This is a genomic window from Endozoicomonas sp. ALC013, from assembly GCF_049310205.1.
In the GTDB taxonomy this organism is placed as follows: Bacteria; Pseudomonadota; Gammaproteobacteria; order Pseudomonadales; family Endozoicomonadaceae; genus Endozoicomonas.
Genome location: NZ_JBLYNS010000030.1, coordinates 1 through 24,261, shown reverse-complemented (window position 1 = coordinate 24,261; position 24,261 = coordinate 1). Strand labels below are relative to the sequence as shown.

Below are 24,261 nucleotides of genomic sequence, written 5' to 3'. Positions count from 1 at the left end.
TATGGGTTATACCCCGGTAGCCTCAATATCCCGCACCACATGAACCAGCTGTGGCCCCAATGACTGCATGATCATCTCATCGGAGATAAGGTATTTCGGACCACCGCAGTTGATTGCCATAACCCGGCCGTCCAGAAGTTTGAGCGGGACAGCAACGGCATTAACATCTTTGCTCCAGTCGCCAAGGGATGTACAGAAGCCTTTTTCCTGATACTCATCAATAGCCTTGCTGATGCTTTCTTGCCAGGCTGGCCAGTGATCACCTGAGTGCTGCTCCATCAGTGACAGGATCTGATGTCTTTCACCGTCTGACAGGCCGGCCAGAAAGGCGCGCCCGGAGGATGATGTTGCCAGTGGCAATCTTGAGCCAACATCCATGCGCAGAGCCTGCGTTTTTTCATTGCGGCAATTTTCAACATAAATCATCGACAGACGCTCACGTACGGTCAGTCCTACAGAGATATTGGCTTGAGTGGCCATTTTTTCCATATAAGGCTTGGCAATTTTACGTACGTTGAGGTTGGAGGTGTAGGCGTAACCCAGTGCCAGCACACCGACGTCCAGTTGATATTTTTCCAGGTGCTTCGAGTAGGTGAGATAGCCCAGCTGGGTCAATGTGTAAGTCAAGCGGGAGATGGTTGGTTTGGGAAGCCCGGTAATTCTGGCAAGGTCCTGATTGCCGAGAACGCCGCCCTGTTGGTTGAAAGCCCGCAGCAAATCCAGGCCACGTGCCAGCGCCTCAACGAATTTCCTGTCTTTCTCCCCCCCTTTCTCTCTTGGCAGGTCAATAATTTCATTCATATGTGGTGTGTCTTCTACTATTGTGTACGCTCTGCAGGGGGTGGAGTTCCGCTCCCCGCAAATTAAAGGCCATTATCAATACTGGTTAAAGGATTAAACATTTATAACATAGGTAAATCAGAAGTATCGGGTAAATCTCCGGGGTTTGTCGGTTAACATCCATCTATTGTTGCCTGGCGCTGCCGCTGTTCCAGAACGCCGTAATCAGCCCGGCTGCGATGACCAGCACAATTCCTGTCAGCGCAAACCCGTCAGGAATATGGCTCCAGATCAGCCAGCCCATAATTCCTGAAAATACAACACCGGAGTAGTTTATAGGTGCCACGATGACGGCACTGGCAAGTGTCAATGCCCGGGTATAACACCACATGGTCAACGAGATAGAACCACCAATAAAGAGCAAATAGGGCAGTGTCCAGTAAGGAATAGGCTGCCAGTCAAGGATAGCTAACGGGATGCTGCTAAGAAACGATATCAAAAAATAGTAAGACAAAATCACATGGGTCGATTCCGTGCCTGAAAGGACCCGGGTGCTGACCATGGAAAGCGCCAGAAACACGCCGGACAGCAACCCGACGATATGCCAGTATTCAATGCCTTCTGCGTCCGGTCGCAAGATCAGCAGAATACCCAGGAAGCCAACAATAATAGGCAGCCACTGCCCCCCCGGAATGGTTATTTTTATCCAGGCCCAGACAAATAATGGCACAAATAACGGTGCCGTGTTACGCAGCAGAGAGGCGTCCACCAGGGGGGTATGTTGAATCGCCAGATAGTAGGTAAAAAAACACAGCCAGCCGGAAATCCCCCGGACAGCATGAATAACCGGGTGTTTTGTATACCAGTTGCGAAGAGGGTGTTTCAACAGCAAAGGGATAAGAATAAGCAGGCAGATGCCGTACTGAAACAAAACAACCATAGAGATGGGAACTGCATCGGCTACCACCTTGGTGGCAACACCCGCGGTAGTGGATGCCAGTGCTGAGAGCAGGGCAAAGATTATTCCTTTCAGAGTGGCATATTGGTCATTCATATTGGATATTTAACTGCCTTGTGCCTGCCAATTTTTCCAGGGGTTGACCTGACGTCATCAGATTCAGTGCGTTTTTTACCCCGGCCAGACGGGGAACCCGCTGTGTGCCACCTGCGATAACGTCTTCGTATTGATTCAGGTCGAAAGCATTGCGCTGAATGAGAGTCCTGATGATGTCACCCAACAGGTCATCCGGACGGATCGATGAGAGCGCCCCACCGTCTCGGCCGAAAGGTCTACGACCACCGTCGTAGATATAGGCATCGGGCATGTTATCATTTCCTTATTATTCTGCTATGCAGAATTTGATTTTAAATATATTGATTTTGCTTTTGTTAATCAATACCGGGTTTTATCCATTTTCAGTGGCTGCTGGCGTTGAGCCGTTTTAAGTTGTGGGTCTTGAATGGCTCGGTGGATACCTTTCCGGGGCGGGGATATCCCATAACTTATTCCATTTGAGCTGGTTTCAGAATCCCCTGTAGTGAAAGTCCGTAACGGGATAGCAATCGGTCTGATTGGTGAAAGATTGACAGATAGTTATAATCAAATTTTTCCTTAGACTCCCTCAGGATAATATGACGACTTCTCTTTCCGGAACTGCAAAGACAGAATTTAACAAGCTGCAAAAAAGGTTGCGCCGCCACGCAGGTCAGGCTATTGAAGAGTTCAATATGATCGAGGATGGCGACAAAGTGATGGTCTGTTTATCGGGTGGCGCTGATAGCTACACGATGCTTCATATTTTGCAGAGTCTCCAGAAAAGTGCACCGATAACCTTTGATTTAGTGGCGGTGAATCTGGATCAGAAACAACCGGGCTTTCCTGAGCATATCCTGCCGGAATACCTGGATGGCCTGAATGTTCCTTATCATATTATTAACAGGGATACCTATTCGGTGGTTAAGTCGAAGATACCGGAGGGTAAAACCACCTGTGGTTTATGCTCGCGCTTGCGCCGTGGCACTTTGTACGCCTTTGCCGAAGATATCGGCGCAACCAAAATTGCCCTTGGCCACCATAAGGACGACATCGTAGAGACCATGTTTCTTAATATGTTCTATGGCTCCCGGCTGGCCGCCATGCCACCCAAGTTACTATCAGACGATGGACGGAACGTGGTGATTCGCCCTTTGGCTTATTGCCGCGAGAAGGATATCAAACGGTTTGCTGAGCAAATGGCGTTCCCGATTATTCCATGCAACCTGTGTGGCTCACAAAAGAACCTGCAGCGTCAGAATATCAAAGCCATGCTGGCTGAGTGGGAAAAAAAGAATCCGAGCAGGATCGAGTCAATTTTTACGGCTATGCAAAATATAGCGCCATCCCAGATGGCTGATACTGAGCTGTTCAATTTCAAGGATCTTAAAATGGATCGTTCTGGCGAGCGCAAGTCCTATGAGCATGAGGACAATCAAACGATCTTTTCCGGGAATATTCCTGATCCAATCGATACCGATATTGACATGGTAAAAATTATTACTATTTAATTTCCCGGCCTCTCAAGCTGAGAGGCTGTGCAGCCAGGCTATGCGAACGTTCAATTCAGATCAGATTGCCAAGGTGCGCCAATAGCAGGCAGGTCAGCTTCTGTGCTGCCTTTCAGGAACCAGTCCACAATTTTTCTGTCAATAGTGTTTATGAAATCACCGGTTGTCCATGAATTCAACCGGGTACACGGTGACCTGAATACTGATGGAAAATTCAATTTCTCCGGTTTCCAACCCGACAGGGCAACCATTAAACGATGTCTGTCCGATTTGTCTGGTTGGATTGTTTGGACACAGCAGGGTAGTGGTTACCCCTTGTCGCCATCGCTATCACGAGCAATGTGTGACCCCCTGGCTTAACAGCCGACAGTTGTCCAGACGAACTTGCCCGGTCTGTCTTAATTGGGCCCTGCCACTGATGCGAGAGGGTGGGGCGAAGCTCTATGAGTACTCAGCTTACAGCGAGTCAATGCCCCTGAGTTGCTGTCGCTCCGGAAACCTGGCACAGCTTCAGCAGTTGCTGACCCTCGACCCGAGTGTTGTCTTTGCCCTGTTTCGTACCGGTGATACAGGTCATCATGTCCGTCTGCTGTACATGGCCGCCAGCAATGGGCAAATGGGTTGCGTCAGGGCTTTGGTGGCAGCGGGGGCTTCGCTGGATGTCCCGGCCATCAATAACGGCATGACCCCACTGCACGTTGCCCTGGTCAATGGCCACCTTGATGTGGTTAATTTTCTGATTCAGTCCGGTGCGGGTCTCAATCTGACTAACCGGGATGGTCATACCGCCCTTCATCTGGCAGCCAGGCAGGAAGACGGTCAGTTTGCCGAAGCATTGATTCTGGGAGGGGCAAACCCTGCCACCAGGGACAGTCATGACCGAACAGCACTGCATATTGCTGCCCTGGAAGGCCGTTGTGAGTGTGTCAGGATACTGGCCCGGAACCCGGGCATTATTGATACCGTGGACAGCCGTGGCAGGACCCCCCTGATTCTGGCGACCAAGGCCGGCCACAGGGCGGTAATGGATATTCTCATCAGCAATGGGTGTAACATGACCATAGCCAGCCGGCATGGCCGGGTGGCAGTTCACCATGCGGCCACCGGTGGTCATGGCCACTGCCTGCGATTACTTGCCGATAAAGGTGCGAACCTTGACGCAGTGACCCCCGTTGGCAGAGCGGCGATACACTACGCTGCCATGCGAAACCATAGTGAGTGTCTGGAAATCCTGATTGATAACAACGCCAACGTTGAGGCGTTTGTCAATTGTGGCTGGAATGCCCTGCACCTTGCTGCTTATCATGGGCACCTTGAAAGCGTGCAAACCCTGATCCGAAGGGGGGCCAATATCCAGGCCTTTACCAACGGCAATAGCGTTATGACAGCACTGCACATAGCCACCAGATGCAACCATCTTGGGTGCGTCAGGGTCATTGTTGAGGCTAACGTGGATTTTTCGGCAAGGGACTCGGCTGGCAACACGGTGTTACACGACGCCGTCACCTACGGCAGTTATGTGTGCCTGCGCATGTTTATTCGCTCCGATGCCGACCTTGACATGACCAACGCAGAGGGTAAGACCGCACTGCATCTGGCTGTGCTTAAACACCGTTGCAATAGCCTGAAAGCCCTGATCCAGGTAGGTGCTCAGCTTGATGTTAAAGATAATTCCGGCCGTACTGCCATGCACTATGCCGTTGATATGTCCTTTATTCATTTCTCATTTGATGCTTCCCTCAGCCTGCTGATTCGGGCGAAGGCGGATCTGAATATTCCCGATCAAGACGGCAATACCGTTCTGCATATGGCGGCATTCAATGGCAACCTGAAAGTTGTCAGGATGCTGTTGAATGCCGGCGCAGATCATCGGGTGAGAAACAGACATGGCAGGACTCCCCTGGTACTTGCCAGACAGCTCAATCACACATCCTGCATCGACAGGCTGAAACGACTGCCTTATGTGATGTAATGCCTGGTTATCGACCACTCAGCCTGTTAATGGTTACGAGATCAAGAGGAGGGACTTTGTCAGCCTCCTGGACTCCGCTTCAGGCTGAACGGAGATTGTTCACATCAAACTCATTGAATTGATGTACCAGGTGGGAAAATGTTTTTCCGGATTGAAACTGAATATTACGTTTACGGTATCAATGATCTACTATTTGAATTCATGATTTTGGAAAGAATCAGTACGCCGCAGGTTGGTAATTACCTTATCCGTTTTTGTGAGTGGGGATAAGGTTCTTCGGCGTTGTTTTATGGTAAAGAGTGACCTTTTGACACAACCATTCTTTATAGAATAAACAGCAGGATTCTACAGTATTTTTGTGCAGGGGTAGCAAAATGACAGATCATGATAAGTGGCAGAAATGGTTGATGGCTCGCAGGGATGAGCTGAATACGCGTCTGGGTAAAATTAAAAAGGATGCTTCCCGAAAAAACAGTGCAGACTGGTCTGAGCAGGCGCAGGAACGGGAGAATGATGAGGTTATTGATGCACTGGGTAACGAGGCGGTGATTGAACTGGGTAAAATTAACCGCGCCCTTGATCGTATAAATGAGGGCGATTACGGTTTCTGCCTGTCCTGCGGTAAGGAAATTCCGGTTCAGCGCCTTGAGGTTATGCCTTATGCTGACCTTTGTGTTCAATGTGCTGAGGCCAAGGGGTTGTAGGGGAGCATCATCAAGGCGATAAGGGAGCAGGCAGGCTGAATCCTGTTATGCCGGTTTGGCTGCAGCCTGGTTAAAGTACGTTGACTCCTCTGTGGAGCAGCCTGATTCAATAATCATCTTTTGATAGCTTTCGCAGAAGCTCTGGAGTGTTCCGGGGTTTCTGCTGTGGAAGTGCTTTTGCCATAATCTGGCCATGGCAGTGATGTCTTCTTTATCAATATCTTCGATCTGAATACCGCAGCGGTGATAGATAAGCCAGGCAATGGCGGTGGCGTAAACCAGGTTGGTCGCCAGTTCATGATGGGGGTGGGAAAGAAACTCCCGCTGGCTGGCCAGTCCCCGAACTTTGCTGGATAAGTCAGCGTTTGGTGCCAGAAACAGGTCCCAGATATTGCGGTGCATGCGAGGAGAAATCTGATAGATACCGAGTGCCTGGTGATTGGCCTGTTTCAGATGAAAACCAAGCCCGGACTCTCTGGCTGCGGTACCAAGCAGCAGGTTCTCAGCAGTAGGGCTCCACATACCCAGATGCTTGAGTGCGGGGCGAACAACATAGTGCCTTAGTTCCTTGGCGCATATTCCCATTTGCAAAGTCCTTTTCCCGGGTAGATCCCGGTCTGTGCGTCCTGTAACTGCGGGAGGGGCTCTCAGATCCAGACATTAACCCTGGATCTAAGAGACATATCGTATCATCCCTGAAATTCTGAACTGAGGGTGGTTTTACTCACCGGCAAAATTGCACAGGGCATAGGTTGGAATGCCCGCCGCATTGAGTCTGTCAGCGCCCTTGAGGTCTGGCAGATTGATGATAGCTGCAGCTTCCAGTGTGCTGGCTCCTGCTTGTCGAATCAACTGATCCCCAGCCAGCAGTGTGCCTCCGGTGGCGATAAGGTCATCCACTAACAGAATTTTTTCACCGGCCTTAATGGTGTCTTCATGCATTTCCAGTACGGCTTTGCCATATTCAAGGTCATACTCGACACTGAGGGTTTTGCCTGGCAGTTTGCCTTTCTTGCGAAACAGTGCCAGCGGCTTGTTCATGATATAGGACAGTGTCGAGCCAAGCAGGAAACCGCGGGCATCAAGCGCGCCAATGCGATCAAAAGTCTGGTTCTCATAACGCTGAACCATGACATCCACGGCCTTACGCCAGGCTTCCGGGTTTTCAAACAGTGTGGTGATATCCCGAAACAGGATGCCTTCATGGGGCCAGTCCGCGATGGTTCTGATTTGCGTTCGCAGATATTCCTGAACGGATGAACATTCGTTTGTATGCATGGGAGGGAGCATGCCGCTGTCAGTCAATGGATAAAAAGGAAGAAGCCACCTCAAAGGGTAGCTTCTTTAGAGGATAAAGTCAGGCGTTGGTAGCAATCGGTTCCAGTGTTTTTCCCCCGGCCAGGGCACAGAGTTCAACCGAGTTGCGAATTTCGATTTCCTTGCCCACGGCGGAGATCAGGCCGTTTTTCTGGAATCGGGTAAATACACGACTAACCGTTTCTACCGCCAGACCCAGGTAGTTCCCCATCTCATTTCTCGACATGGACAGACGGAACGACTGGGAAGAAAAACCCCGGCGACGAAAACGGCTGGCCAGGTTAATCAGGAAGGTGGCAATACGTTCATCGGCGTTTTTCTTGGACAGCAGCATCATCATTTGCTGGTCTTCACGGATACGCTTGCTCATCAGGCGCATCAGATGTCGGCGCAATTCCGGGAATTGATCGGAAAGGGTTTCCAGTTGCTCAAAAGGAATCTCGCAGATCATGGTGGTTTCCATCGCCTGGGCCGACACCGGATAGGTATCCGTATCCATACCGCTCAGGCCAAGAATTTCGCTGGGCAGGTAAAATCCGGTGATTTGTTCCTCACCTTCATTGGTCGCTGTGTAGGTTTTGAGAGCCCCTGAGCGAACAGCAAAGACACTGGTAAAGGGGTCACCTTCCAGAAACAGGTGTTCGCCTTTTTTCAAAGGACGCCCACGCTTGATAATGTGATCCAGCTGATCGATATCCTTAATGCTCAGTGCCAGTGGCAGGCACAGTGAGCTGAGGCTGCAGTCTCTGCAGGCCACATGGCTCGGCTGTCGGACGTTGGGCTTTGACGTCATTGAGAGGCCTCAAAGTCGTATTTGGCGAAATTCGACACTGTTTATGGAAAACCAAGTGTATGAAAAGTGTTACCGGAGTGTAAATCAGGTATGTACGCAACCGGGCAGACCCAGGGTAGGGGTTTGGTGCTGCTTCAGCAATGCGTCATAAACTGCGGTGGTTCCGGTGAGCTCTCATCTGCCGTGTCATCTATCAAGCTCAGGGCTGACCCTGATCATGGTATGGTCATGGCTCCTGGTGGTTGTGTGTCTTTATCCCTGAAAATCAATCTGACATTGTCTTATGTCACAGGATTAAATTTTCGTTCGTGGTATTTAACGGACATGGCAGATTTTGCACTTATGTTTCAAGTAAATCAATGTGATAGTGGTGGCAAGTCGTCGTCAGTTTCAGTTTTTTTCTGATAAACCGGTGAGCTGCAGAGAGGTTTCGGTTCTGTGCGGGATGATCAGTCGTTGTCGGTACTGGCGGGAGAGGGGCTCCGGAGCCTGGTGATTGCTCCGGAGTGTTACTCAGATAACCTTTGAGAAGAGCGTCTTCTCTTTCATCTCCGGTTGATGGAGATAGTGGTCGAACTGCATACAGATGTTACGGATCAGCAGTGTTCCCTTTGGCAGTACTTCCAGCAAGCCATCGCTATTGAGACTGATCAGGCCGTCTGCCCTCATCGGCTCCAGCCTTGCCAGCTCATCCCGGAAGTAATCCCTGAATTGAATATCAAACCGCTGTTCAATATCGCTGAAGTTCAGTTTGAAGTGGCAGATCAGCTGGGTAATCACTGCCTGGCGGACTTTGTCATCAGCGGTCATCTTCAGGCCGCGAACCACTGGCAACTGCTGTTCATTGATCATTGCACAGTACCGGGCTTCATCGGTGCTGTTCTGGATATAAGTGTCGCCTACCTGGCTGATGGCAGACACGCCCATGCCGATCAGGTCGCAATGACCATGGGTGGTATAACCCTGGAAATTCCGGTGCAGCGTGCCTTCTTCCCGGGCAATGGCCAGTTCATCGTCTGGCAGGGCAAAGTGATCCATACCGATGTAGATGTAGCCCTGATCCAGCAGTTTTTCCGTGGCCTGATGCAGAATGTCCAGCTTCACTTCCGGCGCAGGCAGATCCTGCTCATTAATTCGGCGCTGTGGTTTGAAGCGGTGGGGCAGGTGGGCGTAGTTAAACAGGGATAGCCTGTCCGGGGCCATATCAGCCACACGATCGATGGTTTCCATAAAACTGTTGGTGGTCTGGAAAGGCAGGCCGTAAATCAGGTCCATGTGTACCGAGCGGAATGCCATGACCCTGGAAGCATCAAGAATGGATTGAATCATGCTTTCAGGTTGAACCCGGTTAACGGCTTGCTGAACTTTGGGGTTCAGGTCCTGAACGCCCATGCTGATTCGGTTGAAGCCAAGGTCCCTCAGGGTGCCCATCATGGGCCAGTCTACTTCCCTGGGATCCAGTTCAATGGAGTAGTCTGCGGTATCGCTTTGGGTCAGTTGGAAGTGCTGACGGATATGGCCCATCAGATCCCTCATCTGATCTCTGCTCAGAAAGGTCGGTGTGCCGCCGCCAAAGTGCAGTTGCTCGACCCGCTGTTCCTGACTGTAGAGTGCTGCCTGCATCTCTATTTCACGAAACAGGTATTCCAGATAACTATTGGCGCGCCCACGGTGTTTGGTGACAATTTTATTACAGGCGCAGTAATAACAGACATGGGAGCAGAACGGGATATGAAAGTAGAGTGACAGGGGATTGATGGCCCTGGCACTGGAGTGGGCATTGTGATGATATTTCTCAATATCAAAGCTGCCATCAAACTGCACCGCCGTGGGATAGGAGGTATAACGCGGGCCTGAGTGGTTGTATCGGTGAATCAGGTCTTTATCCCAAACTGGTGCGGTATTCATTATTGCTCTCGGTAATCTTCATGTCTTATTAGTCAGTGTGTTCGCCTTCTGGTCGGTCTTTTTGTGCCGGAAAGGGTAAGGCAAAAACAGTCGGTATTACGTCATGATGTTTTTGGCTAGTTTAGAAAGATTTTCAAGGTTGTTCTTTGATCGGTGTCAATAGGTATGAACCGAACTGGCATGCCTTAGTGGTTCGTCTTTAGGGCATGTGATGAGGATTGTGTCCAACGTGGCGTGAAGTTGTTGAGGTTGGCTATTGTATCTGCCATCTGGTTATTAATCGAGCAAATAATGCTTTGGCTGGCAGGGTTGTGCTGAAAAGGGTCTGATTGATAGTGATTGGTGGGTTCATTGAATGTGCTATTTTTGCTGCTAGATCATAAAAATTCACAAATATGTCCTGGTCACTGATCAGACAGGAGGAGTAATTATGGGTGCAGACATACATATGTATGCTGAATTCAGAAATAGTGTCGGGCAATGGGAAGAAATCCCGGGTTACGAACCTTTTTCAGATCGCAATCGTCATGTCTTTTCATTTTTTTCCGAGGGTTTTGTCAGAAGCGATTATGACTGGGGCTCCTGGCATGTTACTCCGTATCCCATTATTGAGGAGGCTCGGGGGCTGCCCGGAGATGTCAGTCTTTCCATCAAGGCCAAGTCTGATGAATGGGGAACGGGTGGATCTGGCCACTCCTGGCTGTCTGTTGATGAATTGGTTTCTTACGACTACAACAAGCCTTTAAGAGAAAGGGGCGTTGATGTTCCCGAAGAGTTTGTCAAGCTTACGATCAGGGAATCGTTGGGGGAAAAGTATTTTTTGGAGTTGGCTGAGTTGCAGAAGCAAAAAGCGGAGCGCCTCGTCTTTTGGTTTGATTTCTGATTCAAAACTTTAAGAGCCTCCTAGGAGGCAGAACTTTTTTTTTCCTTTTATCACATATGGTGATGGTGCAGCATGGACATCAACCACCTCTGGTGTGCGCCGGGCATAGACCACAAGCCAAAAAGGATAATCAGCAACCCCGCCAGGTTGCGGGTGATACTGGCTTGGATAATGCCGCTGAGCTGTCTTGAGAACGCACCAAGCAGGAACACTGAGGGTATGGTGCCTATACCAAATGAGGCCATTAACAGCGCACCCTGTACCGGTTTTCCCTGAGTGGCGCTCCAGGCCAGGGTGCTGTAGACCAGGCCGCAGGGTAACCACCCCCAGAGCATGCCAATGGCGAGGGCATTGGGAAAGTTTTTGATGGGCAGCAGTGCTTTGGCCTTGGGCTGGATATGTTGCCAGAGCTTATGTCCGATCTTTTCCAGATGTGTCAGACCACGCCACCAACCGGTCAGATAAAGCCCCATGGCGATCAGCATAATGGCCGCAAAATAGCGCAGTCCCATCTTTACTTCCGGGCTGATACCGCCCAGGTACCAGCCAATGCTGGCCAGAAGGAGACCAGCGATGGCGTAGCTGGTAATTCGTCCGAGATGATAGGTCAGCATCAGCCAGAAGATCTGTGCACGGGACTTGCCTGCCAGGGAGAGGCTGAGGGCGGAAGTAATGCCGCCACACATGCCGATACAGTGGGCGCTGCCCAGTATGCCCAGGGTTAATGCGGAAAGTAAGGTGGGGACTTCATTTATGGTCATGTGAATCAGCTTTTGGTATCTGTTGAGGCTCATCAAAAAGAATGCTGTGGGCTGGCCCTTCAAGGTCGTCAAACTGACCGTCGTCTACTGCCCAGAAAAAGAGTTTGATCGCTACAGCGATCAGGATCAGGGCCAGAGGGATCAGAATAATCAGGCTTTCCATGGTCAGGCAGCTCCTCTGGGTTCAAGGTGGGCGTAAACTTCTTCTGACTCGGTCGGTGCTTTGGGCAGTTTTCCCGGGCGGTTCAGTCGCAGGGCGTTGGCCACCACGATCAGTGAGCTGAGCGCCATGCCGGTAGCGGCCATCCATGGGGCAATCATGCCTGCTGCGGCCAGGGGCAGGGCGGCAAGGTTGTAGCCAAGGGACCATGCCAGGTTTTGCCGGATAATTTTCCGGGTTCTTATGGTCAGGTTAAAGGCATCGGCCAGTCGCTCAAGGTTGCCGGAAATCAATACTGCATCTGCACTGGTGCGCGCCAGGTCTGAGGCGTTGCCCATGGCCATGGAGATATCCGCCCCCGCCAGAACAGGAACATCATTGATGCCATCACCAACCATCAAGACTTTGTGGCCCTGACTCTGCAGCGTCTGGATATAGCGCAGCTTGTCATCCGGGCTGCTTTCAGACTTCCATTGCCGTATACCCAGGGATTCAGCGGTTGCCGCCACCACCGGCTCGGCATCACCACTGAGCAGGGTTACGGTTTTGCCCATCTGTTGCAGCCGTTGGATTGTGTGGGCGGCCTCAGGGCGCAGGCTGTCGGTAATCCTGAACCAGCAGAGCGGTTGCCAGAGTTTCTGGTCAGTACTTTCTGACATCAGCAACCACTGTCCATCCTGTTCTGGCGTTGCCACATGGCCGGATGGACAGGCAAAGTCGGGTCGTCCGATGCGGTAAAGGCGGTTGCCAATGGTGCCTTCTATCCCCTGGCCAAGATGGTTTTTCACCTCGTGAGCCTGCTCATGCAGTGACTCAACGGTGTAGAAAAAGGCTCTGGCGATAGGGTGTTCAGAGTGTGCTTCCAGGGCTGCTGCCCGCTGAAGCAACGCTTCTTTTGAACTGTTGCCGTTATCAAGAGAAACCACCTGGCTTAACGACAGTTCCCCTTTGGTTAAGGTGCCGGTTTTATCAAAGATCACATGGTCGATGGTTTTCAGGCCTTCCAGAACATGACCACGGGTCACCAGCAGGCCAAGGCGGTGCAGATAGCCGGTAGCCGCAGTCAGGGCGGCAGGGGTGGCCAGGGACAGGGCGCATGGGCAGGTCACCACCAGAACCGACAGGGTAATCCAGAACGCGTCTTGTGGCGCAATGCCGGACCAGCCCCAGTACACACAAATGGCCACCAGCAAAACACAGGCAACAAACCAGCCGGCCACCTTATCGGCAATTTTCGCGATGGCGGGCTTATCCTGCTGTGCCCGTTGCAGCAGCTGGATAATGCCGGCTACCCGGGTCTCTTCGCCTACTTTGCTTACCTTAAGCTCAATGGGATGGTCCACATTGATACTGCTGCACAGCAGTGTGTCACCACGCTGCTTTTCGATGGGCAGGTACTCTCCGGTCAACATGGCTTCATTCACGCTGGTGGAGCCACTGATCAGAATGCCATCTGCGGGAATGGCATCGCCGGGAAGAATTCTAACCTTGTCGTCTGGTTGCAGATCGGCCACCGGGACGCGCTGATAGTGACCGTTGACTTCTTTCAGGCAGCTGGGCGGCAGCAGATTGGTCAGCGCCCGTGCAGCCCTGGCGGTTGCATGGCGGGCACGAAGCTCAAGGTAGCGACCGGTCAGCAGGAAGAAGGTAAACATGGAAACGGAGTCGTAGTAGACTTCGCCAGAGCCCTCAGCGGTGGAATAAATAGAGCCTTCAGCGATGGAATAAATAGAGCCATCAGCAAGGAAATAAACGGAGAAGGTTGCCCACAGGCTGGCCAGATAAGCGCCACCAATGGCAATGGATACCGGAACATCCATGCCGAGATGCCGTATTTTGATATCCCGCCAGGCCGCCTTGAAGAAGGGCGCAGCAGAGTACAACACCACAGGCGTGGCAATCACGGCGCTGAAGATCCGGATCAGGTCCCGGTAAATGTCCGGCATATCGTCACTGATGGCACCGGAATAGAGGGCGATGGCATACATCATCACCTGCATGGCACCAATACCGGCAATGGCAAGCCGTCGTATAAAGGTGCGGTTTTCGTTTTTCAGCAGGGCTTCCTGCTGGTCGGCACGCCAGGGGAACGCCTTGTAACCGATTTTGTGAATTTCCAGCAGAATGGTACTTAAGGGGATTTCGCTGTTATCCCAGGTGATCTGTGCCTCATGGGTGCTGAGGTTGACACTGGCCCGGGAAACACCCGTCAATGATTCCAGATGGTTTTCCAATAACCAGATACAGGCGGCGCAGGTGATGCCGTCTATCAACAGACTGGCAGTGAGGTGGTTATCCTGGCTTTGGGAAGCCGGGCCTGCGGGTCTGACAAAATCCTTTTGCACCTCTGCACGGTCATAGATCTGCAGTTCTTCCTGAAGTCGCTGATTCAGGTCAGTGACCTGGTTGGCGCTTTCGGTACGGTGCCGGTAATAATTCTCCAGACCGCCGGCCACGATGGCCTCGGTCACTGCCTTGCAGCCCGGGCAACACATGGGCTGCAGTGTGCCTTCAACGTCTGCAAAAAATACCACCGGCTGGCTGACCGGCAGTGTGCAATGAAAGCAACGGGTATCGGTCATCAGGCATCCGGGTTTTTCAGGGTAGTTGGGGTTCCCGGTGAGACGACGGCCTCCAGGGTGATCTTCCAGCCGGTCTCATAGCCCACTTCCGGAATCAGCTCATCCAGGGTTTCCAGTTGCAGGTAGTAACGACCGGTAACCAGGGCGTCCAGCTGGCCAACATACATTGGGTTTTGCCCGGGTTGTGCCGGGTTAGAATCTGCGGCTGATTTGGCGCTGATGCCAAAGGAGCGGTTCAGCACAATGGTTCTGTCTTTGTCTTTAAATACCGGAGAAAGAAAGCTGAGTTTTAGCTGCCCGGGCCACACCTCCGGATTTCCCTGCATCGTCACCCGGACTTCGCCGATCAATTCATCAATGGTCAGTGTACCGGCAACGGCCAGGCTTCGGGCATTTTCAATCCGGGTCATGTCCTGGTTGATGGTTTTGCCGTTTTTGTAATAGTCATCAATCACCACGCTGTCCTGATGGGTAAAGGCGGTGTAGACCTGAAAGCCGCCCCAGGCAAAGGTGACCAGCAAAATAACCACGATGTACCAGGCCCAGGGTTCCCGGTACCAGGGGGTAAAAGGTTCCCTGTTGGTGGCAGGCTGGCCTCCTGCCGGGTTATCTCTGCTGGTTGCTGATTGCGTCATGCTTCAGGGCTTCCTCTCTGGTCCGGGCACCATAAATCGGCTTTCAGCGGTAATTGCTTCCAGTCCGGGCTGGCTGGAACTGATGCTGAAGCGAATCGGCCGGGTGCTGGGGGCTCCATCAATTAACGGCGCGATAACCCTGATGATTTCCTGCTGCACACTGCCCGGCTCTGCCACAATGGCGGTTCTGCCCGCTATTTTCAGATTCTCGATACCAGCCACCTGTATTTTGATGAGATGAGGTTGCTGGTCTTTGTTAGCGACTTTCAGTGTGTAGATATTTTCTACCTGGTCATCATTTATGACCCGGAAAAGGACATTTCTATCCCTGAGTACTTCCAGCTCCAGCGGAATTCGATGGCCAAGGCTGAACATAAACAGGCAGATCATAATGAACAGTGCTGAACTATACCCGATCAGGCGGGGACGAAGCCAGTGGGTCTTCTGGCCGGCAAGTTCGTTATCGGTGGTGTAGCGAATCAGGCCTTTGTCGTAGCCCATTTTGTCCATGATGGTGTCGCAGGCATCGATACAGGCGGCACAGCCTATACACTGATATTGCAGCCCATCACGGATGTCGATACCCGTAGGGCAGACTTGTACGCAGACACTGCAGTCCACACAGTCCCCCAGCCCCATGGTTTTGTGATCAGCGCTTTTCTTGCGTGGGCCACGCTGCTCACCGCGATGCTTGTCGTAAGCTACCACCAGGGTATCGTTATCGAACATGACGCTCTGGAAACGGGCGTACGGGCACATGTGAATACAAACCTGCTCCCGCAGGTAACCCGCATTGCCATAGGTTGCCAGGGTGAAGAAGCCGAGCCAGAAAATACCCCAGGGGGCAACATCGAAGGCGGCGATGTCCAACACCAGTTGCCGGATGGGAATGAAGTAACCGACAAAGGTGAGCGCCGTAGCAAAAGCGATACTCACCCAGAGTAAGTGTTTGGCACTCTTGCGCAGAAATTTCCCGCCGGACATGGGCTCTTTGTCCATCTTCATCCTGCGGTTGCGCTCACCTTCCGTGATGCGTTCTGCCCACATAAATACCCAGGTGAAGACGCTCTGGGGGCAGGTGTAGCCGCACCAGATTCGTCCGGCAAACACCGTCAGTGCAAACAGGCCAAAGGCGCAGATAATCAGTAGCCAGGACAGCAGGATAAAGTCCTGGGGCCAGTAGGTGGTGCCAAAAATATGAAACTGCCGGGCAGGCAGGTCAAAGAGCACGGCCTGACGGCCATTCAGATTGATCCAGCAGGTGCCAAAAAAAAGCAAGAAGAGAAATGTACCGCCAGCCAGACGAAGCGTTCGGAAGTGGCCCGAAAAGCTTCTGGTGTAAATCTTGTCAGGCTTCTGATACAAGTCGATCAGTTCCGGTTCCTGGTTGGCATTGTCTGTGTTCATAGAGCCCAAATATACCGTTAAGGTTTTATTGGAACCACAAAGGCACAAAGGCACAAGGTTTTTTCAGGCTTGCCTGAGCTGGGCTTAGCAAAAAAAGCGCCCTTTGTGTCTTTGTTCCTTTGTGGTTCATAGTTTTTTGTCCCTGCGCCTGAGCAAATCATTCAGCCTTGTGGGTCAGGCTGTAAACGTAAGCCGTCACCAGATGAACCTTCTCTTCACCAAGAATATCGTTCCAGGGTGGCATAACGCCGTTTCGTCCCTTGCGGATGGTGTATTCCACTTGCGCCTGACTTGATCCGTACAGCCAGATATTGTTGGTCAGGTTCGGAGCGCCCAGGGCATGGTTACCGGTACCATCGGCGTTATGACAGACGGCACACGTCGTACTGAAGATCTTTTCGCCAGCGGCCAGGTCCGCTTCGCTGGCACCGCTGTCAATACCAGACAGTTCACGGGTATAGCTGGCAACCTGCTTCACGCCGGTATCACCGATCACGGCACCCCAGGCGGGCATTTGTCCCTGACGACCGTGGGCAATGGTGGCCTTGATGGCGTCCGGAGTGCCACCGTAGAGCCAGTCGTTGTCAGTGAGATTCGGGAAACCGAAGTTGCCACCGGCATCCATACCGTGACAGAGGGCACAGTTGTTGATATAGACCCGCTCACCCATTTTCAGAGCCCTGGGGTTGTTAATCAGCTGTTCAACCGGAGTGGCGGCGTAACGGGCAAATTCAGGGGCATATTTGCGGTCATGCTTGAGTTGATCCTGTTCCAGCTCATTCACCTGAGTCCAGCCAAGGACGCCTGTCCACTTACCCATACCCGGGTAGAGAATCAGATAGCCGACAGTGAATACCAGGGTGGCGATGAACATGATAAACCACCACTGCGGCAGTGGGTTATCATACTCCTCAATGCCATCATAGGCGTGACCGGTGGTCTCATCGGTCATATCCCTGCGCTGGCCCTTGCGAGTTGCAAACAGAACCCAGGTGACCAGTACCAGGCAGGCGGTGGTCAGCAGAACAATCCACCAGTGCCAGAAATTACTCATCGTTATACTGCTCCTCTTTTCTGGGAGTTCTTATGGGTTTCCCGGTGGCTGCCCGGGGCATCGGTATTCTCAGCACCCTCCTGCTGGTCATCAGCAAATGGCAGGGCGGCGGCTTCATCAAAGTCGCCTTTACGTCGGCTGCTGTAGGCCCAGAAGACCACCGATAGAAATGCGACCAGGGCGACCAGTGTCGCCAGTCCTCGAATCGTATTGATATCCATCAGCGCTTACCCGAAATAACAGTGCCCAGTCCCTGGAGATAAGCCACCAGGGCGTCCAGCTCGGTTTGTCCTTTGACAGCATCCCGAGCACCGGCAATATCTTCATCGGTGTAGGGAACACCCAGTGTGCGCAGGGTTTCCATCTTTCTTGGGGTCAGCTTGCCATCCAGCGTGTTCTCTGCCAGGAATGGGTAGGCGGGCATAATGGACTGAGGCACCAGGTCACGTGGGTTAATCAGGTGGGCACGGTGCCAGTCATCGGAGTAACGGCCGCCAACCCGGGCAAGGTCCGGACCGGTACGCTTGGAACCCCAGAGGAATGGGTAGTCATAAACGGATTCGCCAGCCACCGAGTAGTGGCCATAACGCTCCACCTCGGCACGCAGCGGACGAATCATCTGGGAGTGGCAGCCTGCGCAGCCCTCACGGATATAGATATCACGGCCTTCCAGCTGCATGGCGGTGTAAGGCTTCAGGCCCTCCACGGGCTGAGTGGTCTCTTTCTGGAAAAACAGCGGGACGATTTCCACCAGGGAGCCAAAACTGATGGCAACGACCACCAGTATCGCCATCAGGCCCAGGTTCTTTTCAACAATATCGTGTTTGCTCGCCATTATTATTATCTCCCTTCAACCGGCGCAGTGGTCGGGTTGAGTTCGAGGGACTCTTTATCGGAAGAGGGCTCCTCCGACTCTCTGGCAGTGCGGTATACGTTATAAGCCATTGTCAGCATGCCAAGAACAAAGAAGGCACCACCAATAGCACGGACAATGTAGCCGACGCCGCTGGCTTCTACGGACTCAATAAAGCTGTAGGTTAACGTGCCGTCTTCGTTCACTGCACGCCACATCAGGCCCTGGGTGATACCGTTTACCCACATGGCAACGATGTAAAGAACGGTGCCGATGGTGGCCAGCCAGAAGTGCATATTGATCAGGCCAACGCTGTACATCTGTTCCTTGCCGTACAGCCTTGGAATCAGGTGATAGAGCGAACCGAATGACACCATGGCTACCCAGCCCAGGGCACCTGAATGCACATGACCAATGGTCCAGTCGGTGTAGTGGGACAGGGCGTTAACGGTCTTGATGGCCATCATCGGGCCTTCGAAGGTGGACATGCCATAGAAAGAGAGGGAAACCACCAGAAAACGCAGGATCGGATCGGTCCGCAGCTTATGCCAGGCACCGGAGAGGGTCATGACCCCATTGATCATGCCACCCCAGGACGGTGCCAGCAGCACCAGTGACATAACCATGCCCAGGCTCTGGGCCCAGTCCGGCAGTGCGGTGTAGTGCAGATGGTGCGGGCCGGCCCAGATGTAGATGGCAACCAGCGCCCAGAAATGCACGATGGACAGACGATAAGAGTAAACCGGACGCTCCGCCTGTTTGGGCACGAAGTAATACATCATGCCCAGGAAACCAGCGGTCAGGAAAAAGCCTACCGCATTGTGGCCATACCACCACTGGATCATGGCATCCATGGCACCCGCATAGGCAGAGTAGGACTTGGTCAGGCTAACAGGTAACGAAGCACTGTTAACGATATGGAGCACGGCAACCGTAATAATGAAGGCACCAAAGAACCAGTTAGCCACATAGATGTGCTTACTCTTGCGCTTTATGATGGTGCCAAAGAAGACCAGCGCGTAACTGACCCAGACAACGGCGATCAGAATATCAATGGGCCATTCCAGTTCGGCGTACTCTTTGGAAGAGGTAATACCCAGGGGCAGAGTAATGGCTGCCGCAACAATCACCAGTTGCCATCCCCAAAAGGTGAAAGCGGCCAGCCGCGGCATGGCCAGTGTCGCCTGACAGGTTCGCTGGACGATGTAATAGGACGTTGCAAACAGGACACAGCCGCCAAACGCAAAAATCACCGCATTGGTGTGCAGTGGCCGCAAGCGTCCAAAGCTGGTCCAGGGTAAGCCCAGGTTGAGTTCGGGAAAGACCATCTGAGAGGCAATCAGCAGGCCTACCGCCATACCAACAACTCCCCAGACCACGGCCATGATGGCAAACTGCCGAACTACTTTGTAGTTATAGGTCGGCTGTAACGTTGCAGTGCTCATGCTCCATGTTACCTTCGGGTTATGCTTATAAGATTTGATGGTTATTGTGGGTAAACCGAAATGGGATTGTATTGATACGGATCAATATCCGGTCAAAAAATGAGCCAGTTGCTTCTGTTCAAAGGTAGGGGGTTACGCCCCGGGAGTTGCAGACTTTTTCCAGGAAAAAGCGGAATGTGTGTGCTGTTTTTTAGCGTTTTTTCCTTATGATAGTGCTTGTTTAGTTAACTACCCTGGCCCCGTTGCCAGAGCACTTGAGTGCACAACTCCATTGGAAAATCAAAAGCACCCCTGCTTTCCCCTTGCCAACCTTCTAAACAGGCTTTGCTGTACCGACAGTTCTGACTTTCTTATGTCCTCATCTGGTTATCGGGAGCATATACTCCGCCGATCCCGCGGCAATCATACAGAAATATAAGAGTGGCTGCTAATGCTTTTTCGGTCTTTACTGGTGTGTTCTGTCAGCTTTTTTAAGAGCCGGGTACCTGGCTGGATTGCCCGGAACCGGTGATGATGACGGACAGCCAGTCAGGGATATGTCACGGGGCAGGGGGCTGGCAACGGAACCTTCCACCCAGTGAGATATCCCCGGGTTCTGCAATTTTCCGGATAGCCTCCCAAGCTAATGGATCAGATTGACCCAAACGTCAGTTTGTCTATCTGATCCGTAAACGCCTGGTTCAACCGGATTGATTGGACTCCGCCAGCCATAAGGCAATTCTGGCAAACGGTGGCTCAGCCTTGTACTTATTGGCAGTCTCGCTTTTGAAGAACGTTCTGGTGAAATCATCACTACCTTTCAGGCCCTTAGCGGCAATCTCGTTGCTGAGTTCTTTCTGCTCGTCAGCCTGGCCATGGTTCAGTATGCTGTGTGCTTTGGCTAAATGTGTAAGATTCTCCGGATTGATACCAAGTTTGGCAAATTTGTCTGCAAATATTGAATTTCTTGCGACAAATGAAACCAGCAAGGCTGCATCATTGGTCAGGGTAGCGCGGTTGTCTGCACCCTGTCTGGCCAGTAATTGTTTCAGGTGATACGGTTGATTACCCTGCAGCAGTTTAGTGATGTCTTCATTATTGCCCAGCATGTCGATCAGCTCTGAGTCGGAGTCGAACAGCTGTTGTTGTAACGCCATGATCTCTTTTGCCAAATTATCTGCACACAGCTTCTGCCGTGGGTAGATCAGGCTTCCAGTTAGCTTGCTGACTTGTTCCCGGTCGAATTGGTCAAAAGTTATTGACTCTTTGAAGTTACCGATTCCGGTATTGCCAGCGATCTGCATTTTGGCCATCCTTAGTGCATCTTTCAGTTGATCCATTTCTTTCGTTTCAAAGTTTGCTTCCGAGAATTGGGAGTCAATAAAACTATTCATTAACTTATCCCGAAAAAAACTGAAATTTTGCGATGTCATGCCATAGCCCGGAGGCAGGGTAATCGGATTATCGTTGTCCATGTCGGCGCTATCCTTTAACTTCTGGCAGTCATCCTGATTGTCAGGATTCTCATGCAGTTTGCTGTTAGCAAACGCTTTGAGGGAATCAATATCATGGCAGTTGGTGAGGGTCAGGAGGATTTGAATGGCTTTGAGCTGGGTGGACTCTTGAACCAGGATATTATCCAGATTAAAAGCACTGGTGAAATTTTGGCACATTAGTGCAATATCGCTAGCGTCAAGCCCTCCAGTATCTGGCTTTTCAGTACCTGTCTTTTCAGTTTCAGACTTTTTAGCATTCAGGATGACCGATATATTCTCGTTGAATGCGTTCAATCGGGTTGCCAGCATTTCGGCTCCCGGCTGATTGTCGAAGCTGTCAGCCGTAAACTGAGGGACTGATTGTGCTGCTGGGGCCGGTTGTTCGGTTGATTGAGTTGATAAGGGTAATGGGACTTTTGCAGATTCAACGTGCATGTAACCACCTGTTTCGTAGGAGTTTTGTTGTTATGGTTTATTGTCAAAACTGGCAATGTTTTGGGTATAAACCGGTTGGTCTTTGTGTCCATCTGCCTGCGTTGCAGCAATCCGGACACTATCGTAGACCATTGACTACCGAATTAGTTTCATTAAGCTGTCTGGAGAGAGTGGCACTCCTCACTTTGGCTTTGGATGAGACATAACGACAAGCAGTAACCTTTTCTCCAGAGGTGTAGCCAGATGCTCTCCAGTTTCAACCGGAACATACTTACAATCAGCACCTCGATGAACAAGATGACCCTGATTGTTTGTGAAAGCAAAACCACCACCGTTAAGTGGGTATTCGTGCTCTTCATCAGTCCCCTCATCAGCAAAGAATGAAAAAATAGAACCCGTTTTAATTTTTGCTGTTTGCAATCCTCCTCCTGTGTAATACGGAGCATTCTTTTTAATAACCGAATCATCATTCATCAACATCACGAGGCTATAATCCCCCCCGTCACGATGCCATCTACCTCCAGATATACCTTTTCTGGAAATGTAATTCCGTAATATCGACACCCGGGATATGTCCATTGGCTGATTATGCAATGAGAATTGCCTGGCCAAAGTCTCTACACCTTCTCTTGCCAGTTTAATCAATGCCGGATGACTGGTCTGTAATTGATGTTCAAAGCTTTTCTGATCAATAATCTGACATTGATGATCAAATTTCACTGTTGTTTTGGTTTTACCATCAATCCGAACTAAAGGAAGAGCGTATTGTGAATTATTAATTCCTCTTACCACTTGTGAGCAATATTTGGATTTCATAGATGAAGAAGAGGAATTTTCAATAAAATAAGCAGAATCTTTCTTTATAGCCTCGTTGGCATTTTTAAACGTTTCCTCACCGACAACCTTATGTACAGTCCAGAATTTATCCCCGAATTTAACATCCACCGTTGCAGTTGAAGTAGAGGCCTCTTTCGTTGCAGGAACAGCCATTGATCGCTGGAAATTAACGTCAGAAGAGAGTGAAATCATTTTTTTTAACTCCAAATGAATATGCTTGTAAGCGACTAACGATTCGTGACTGGTTATTTAACCTGAGTAGTTAACGATTTTCTTTCGCATAAATCACTAACCAGTAAGTCAGTTATGGTAACAATGTGATACCTGCAATTATGTAGAACATTAGTACTCATAAAACCTGTTATATTGTCACTGTATCCCGTGCTCCACAGGATTTCAGGCTTAATTACCGTCCAATAAATTTGGTTAAATCCTGATTGCGACAGGCGAGCCTGAGAATGTGGGAAGTTTTATAAACTGAAATCATTCGTTGAAATCCAGTGGGTTCGACTCCCATCCGTTAAAGATTAACCAATGGATTGACTCTAAATGGATTTCATTGGGTTAACTGCTTAACATTCGATTATTACTCCTCATTCCGCCTTGCCCAGATGCCTGGAATGGTTTGTTCGTTATCATATTTAGAAAGCGTAACGGGTATGAAAAAATTCATCAGAAAGCACCTCAGAAGAGGTGCTGACAGTGGTTACTGATTTTCGCTCAATTATTCAATGCCAAAAATTCACGAGAGGGCGCAAAGAAGGCACAGCCAGTGACTGGTGTTGAAAAATTCATCAAATGATCATAGTGACCATGGGCATCGGCTTTAATCATCGCTTTCAGCATCAGATTAAAATGTTTTGGTGTCTTGCCATAGGCAATAAAGAACAGGCCTGACTCCCTGGCGTCACCATAAGGCATACTATGGCGGAGAATCTCCATACTGTTGCCGTGTTCGTCTTTCAGGTTGACCCGTTTGATATGGGCTATGGGAGCCTTCTGTTCAGCACTGAACTCAATATTATCCTCCTTGGTGCGCCCCATAATGGTTTCCTGATCTTTCAGCGGACACTGTTCCCACTCTTTTAAATGGTGAACATAGCGCTGGGTGTGGATATAGCTGCCCCCTGCAAACGGGCTATCCTCTTCCCCCACAAGCGCGACATCTGCACGGTGCTCACCTTCAGGGTTTTCTGTGCCATCGACAAATCCGGTCAGATCACGGCTGTCCAGATACCGGAAACCACTGATGTCTTCCTGAACCTGCACGTTATTGCCCAGCAGACGAAGCACTTGGCTCATCAGCAGAAAATTAATATCCTTTCGGTCTGAGCGAATGTGCAGCAGCAAGTCGCCGGGAGTTGCAGGCGCTTCCCGATCAGCGTCTTTGATGGCCATAAAAGGGCGAAGAGCCCCGGGTTTGCTGCCGGAATAAAGCCGGTCCCAGGCAGCACTGCCAATACTGATGGTTGCGCTGAGCCTGGCATCGGGGTATTGCCTCGCCAGAGTTTCAGTAAGCTCTGGAATGCCGGAGAGCGTCTGGCGGATTTGCGATAGGCTGTCGCTGTTGTTTTCTTTGATCGTCAGTATCAGAAATTGAGCGTTGGTATTGGCATCCGGAGTGATGCCGGACTGAGGCGTTGGCATGGTCTTGAACCTTGAAAGTCTATGTATCGAATAAAATCGGTGTCTGGTTGTGGTGGTCTGATCATTATA

At 51.0% G+C, this 24,261-nt stretch carries 23 protein-coding genes; 4 read left to right on the top strand and 19 right to left on the bottom strand.

Features of this window, described 5'->3' with window-relative positions; all coding sequences use genetic code 11:
• Positions 1–6 precede the first annotated feature (6 nt).
• The 3 genes from ACO6V1_RS08165 to ACO6V1_RS08155 all read right to left on the bottom strand — a co-directional run bounded on the left by ACO6V1_RS08165 (position 7) and on the right by ACO6V1_RS08155 (position 2,105).
• Positions 7–801 (bottom strand): IclR family transcriptional regulator, encoded by a 795-nt coding sequence (locus ACO6V1_RS08165; protein WP_422450852.1) that lies wholly within the window; start codon positions 799–801, stop codon positions 7–9.
• Positions 802–964: 163 nt separating this feature from the next.
• On the bottom strand, positions 965–1,834 hold the full coding sequence (locus ACO6V1_RS08160) for a DMT family transporter (RefSeq protein WP_422461151.1): 870 nt from the start codon (positions 1,832–1,834) through the stop codon (positions 965–967).
• Positions 1,827–2,105, bottom strand: coding sequence for a hypothetical protein (locus ACO6V1_RS08155; RefSeq protein ID WP_422461153.1), 279 nt, complete (start codon positions 2,103–2,105; stop codon positions 1,827–1,829). The genes ACO6V1_RS08160 and ACO6V1_RS08155 overlap by 8 nt, the downstream gene beginning before the upstream one ends.
• A gap of 307 nt (positions 2,106–2,412) precedes the next feature.
• On the opposite strand from ACO6V1_RS08155, the gene ttcA reads away from it, so the two are divergent.
• The 3 genes from ttcA to ACO6V1_RS08140 all read left to right on the top strand — a co-directional run bounded on the left by ttcA (position 2,413) and on the right by ACO6V1_RS08140 (position 6,000).
• Positions 2,413–3,324, top strand: a complete 912-nt coding sequence (gene ttcA, locus ACO6V1_RS08150) for a tRNA 2-thiocytidine(32) synthetase TtcA (protein WP_422450856.1) — start codon at positions 2,413–2,415, stop codon at positions 3,322–3,324.
• A 205-nt stretch (positions 3,325–3,529) separates the two neighbouring features.
• A complete protein-coding gene (locus ACO6V1_RS08145; RefSeq protein WP_422450857.1) occupies positions 3,530–5,296 on the top strand; it encodes an ankyrin repeat domain-containing protein in 1,767 nt (588 codons plus the stop codon).
• Between the two features lie 374 nt (positions 5,297–5,670).
• A complete protein-coding gene (locus ACO6V1_RS08140; RefSeq protein WP_101748834.1) occupies positions 5,671–6,000 on the top strand; it encodes a TraR/DksA family transcriptional regulator in 330 nt (109 codons plus the stop codon).
• Positions 6,001–6,045: 45 nt separating this feature from the next.
• Here the strand turns inward: ACO6V1_RS08140 and ACO6V1_RS08135 are convergent, their stop codons facing one another.
• The 4 genes from ACO6V1_RS08135 to hemN form a co-directional block, all read right to left on the bottom strand.
• Entirely contained in the window at positions 6,046–6,585 is a 540-nt protein-coding gene (locus ACO6V1_RS08135) for a hypothetical protein (protein ID WP_174783948.1), read from the bottom strand.
• Between the two features lie 135 nt (positions 6,586–6,720).
• Entirely contained in the window at positions 6,721–7,278 is a 558-nt protein-coding gene (locus ACO6V1_RS08130) for an adenine phosphoribosyltransferase (RefSeq protein ID WP_422450858.1), read from the bottom strand.
• A 79-nt stretch (positions 7,279–7,357) separates the two neighbouring features.
• Positions 7,358–8,110 (bottom strand): fumarate/nitrate reduction transcriptional regulator Fnr, encoded by a 753-nt coding sequence (fnr, locus tag ACO6V1_RS08125; protein ID WP_422450859.1) that lies wholly within the window; start codon positions 8,108–8,110, stop codon positions 7,358–7,360.
• Between the two features lie 513 nt (positions 8,111–8,623).
• Positions 8,624–10,018: an oxygen-independent coproporphyrinogen III oxidase gene (hemN, locus tag ACO6V1_RS08120; RefSeq protein WP_422450860.1), complete on the bottom strand. Its 1,395-nt coding sequence runs from the start codon at positions 10,016–10,018 to the stop codon at positions 8,624–8,626.
• 430 nt (positions 10,019–10,448) lie between these two features.
• Between hemN and ACO6V1_RS08115 the strand changes: the two genes are divergently transcribed.
• Positions 10,449–10,901, top strand: a complete 453-nt coding sequence (locus ACO6V1_RS08115) for a hypothetical protein (RefSeq protein ID WP_422450861.1) — start codon at positions 10,449–10,451, stop codon at positions 10,899–10,901.
• A gap of 50 nt (positions 10,902–10,951) precedes the next feature.
• On the opposite strand, the gene ACO6V1_RS08110 is transcribed toward ACO6V1_RS08115, so the two are convergent.
• From ACO6V1_RS08110 to ACO6V1_RS08055, 12 genes are all read right to left on the bottom strand, one after another.
• Positions 10,952–11,662, bottom strand: coding sequence for a sulfite exporter TauE/SafE family protein (locus ACO6V1_RS08110; RefSeq protein ID WP_422450862.1), 711 nt, complete (start codon positions 11,660–11,662; stop codon positions 10,952–10,954).
• Entirely contained in the window at positions 11,649–11,825 is a 177-nt protein-coding gene (gene ccoS, locus ACO6V1_RS08105; protein WP_422450863.1) for a cbb3-type cytochrome oxidase assembly protein CcoS, read from the bottom strand. The genes ACO6V1_RS08110 and ccoS overlap by 14 nt, the downstream gene beginning before the upstream one ends.
• 2 nt (positions 11,826–11,827) lie before the next feature.
• On the bottom strand, positions 11,828–14,404 hold the full coding sequence (locus ACO6V1_RS08100; protein ID WP_422466457.1) for a heavy metal translocating P-type ATPase: 2,577 nt from the start codon (positions 14,402–14,404) through the stop codon (positions 11,828–11,830).
• On the bottom strand, positions 14,404–15,039 hold the full coding sequence (locus tag ACO6V1_RS08095; protein WP_422461157.1) for a FixH family protein: 636 nt from the start codon (positions 15,037–15,039) through the stop codon (positions 14,404–14,406). Before ACO6V1_RS08095 ends, ACO6V1_RS08100 begins: the two co-directional genes overlap by 1 nt.
• A gap of 3 nt (positions 15,040–15,042) precedes the next feature.
• Positions 15,043–16,446, bottom strand: a complete 1,404-nt coding sequence (gene ccoG, locus ACO6V1_RS08090) for a cytochrome c oxidase accessory protein CcoG (RefSeq protein ID WP_422466455.1) — start codon at positions 16,444–16,446, stop codon at positions 15,043–15,045.
• A 157-nt stretch (positions 16,447–16,603) separates the two neighbouring features.
• Entirely contained in the window at positions 16,604–17,500 is an 897-nt protein-coding gene (ccoP, locus tag ACO6V1_RS08085) for a cytochrome-c oxidase, cbb3-type subunit III (protein ID WP_422450870.1), read from the bottom strand.
• 2 nt (positions 17,501–17,502) lie between these two features.
• The gene (locus ACO6V1_RS08080) at positions 17,503–17,721 is read right to left on the bottom strand and encodes a cbb3-type cytochrome oxidase subunit 3 (protein WP_422466453.1); all 219 of its coding nucleotides are present in this window, start codon (positions 17,719–17,721) and stop codon (positions 17,503–17,505) included.
• Positions 17,721–18,335, bottom strand: a complete 615-nt coding sequence (gene ccoO, locus ACO6V1_RS08075) for a cytochrome-c oxidase, cbb3-type subunit II (RefSeq protein WP_422466451.1) — start codon at positions 18,333–18,335, stop codon at positions 17,721–17,723. The genes ACO6V1_RS08080 and ccoO overlap by 1 nt, the downstream gene beginning before the upstream one ends.
• Positions 18,336–18,340: 5 nt before the next feature.
• Positions 18,341–19,798 carry a cytochrome-c oxidase, cbb3-type subunit I gene (gene ccoN, locus ACO6V1_RS08070; protein ID WP_422466450.1) on the bottom strand — a complete coding sequence of 486 codons (1,458 nt, stop codon included), beginning with the start codon at positions 19,796–19,798 and terminating at the stop codon, positions 18,341–18,343.
• Between the two features lie 680 nt (positions 19,799–20,478).
• Entirely contained in the window at positions 20,479–21,708 is a 1,230-nt protein-coding gene (locus ACO6V1_RS08065) for a hypothetical protein (protein WP_422450874.1), read from the bottom strand.
• A gap of 180 nt (positions 21,709–21,888) precedes the next feature.
• Positions 21,889–22,737, bottom strand: a complete 849-nt coding sequence (locus tag ACO6V1_RS08060; protein WP_422450876.1) for a hypothetical protein — start codon at positions 22,735–22,737, stop codon at positions 21,889–21,891.
• A 528-nt stretch (positions 22,738–23,265) separates the two neighbouring features.
• The coding region (locus tag ACO6V1_RS08055) for a Dyp-type peroxidase (protein WP_422466448.1) at positions 23,266–24,261 on the bottom strand (996 nt) is incomplete at its 5' end.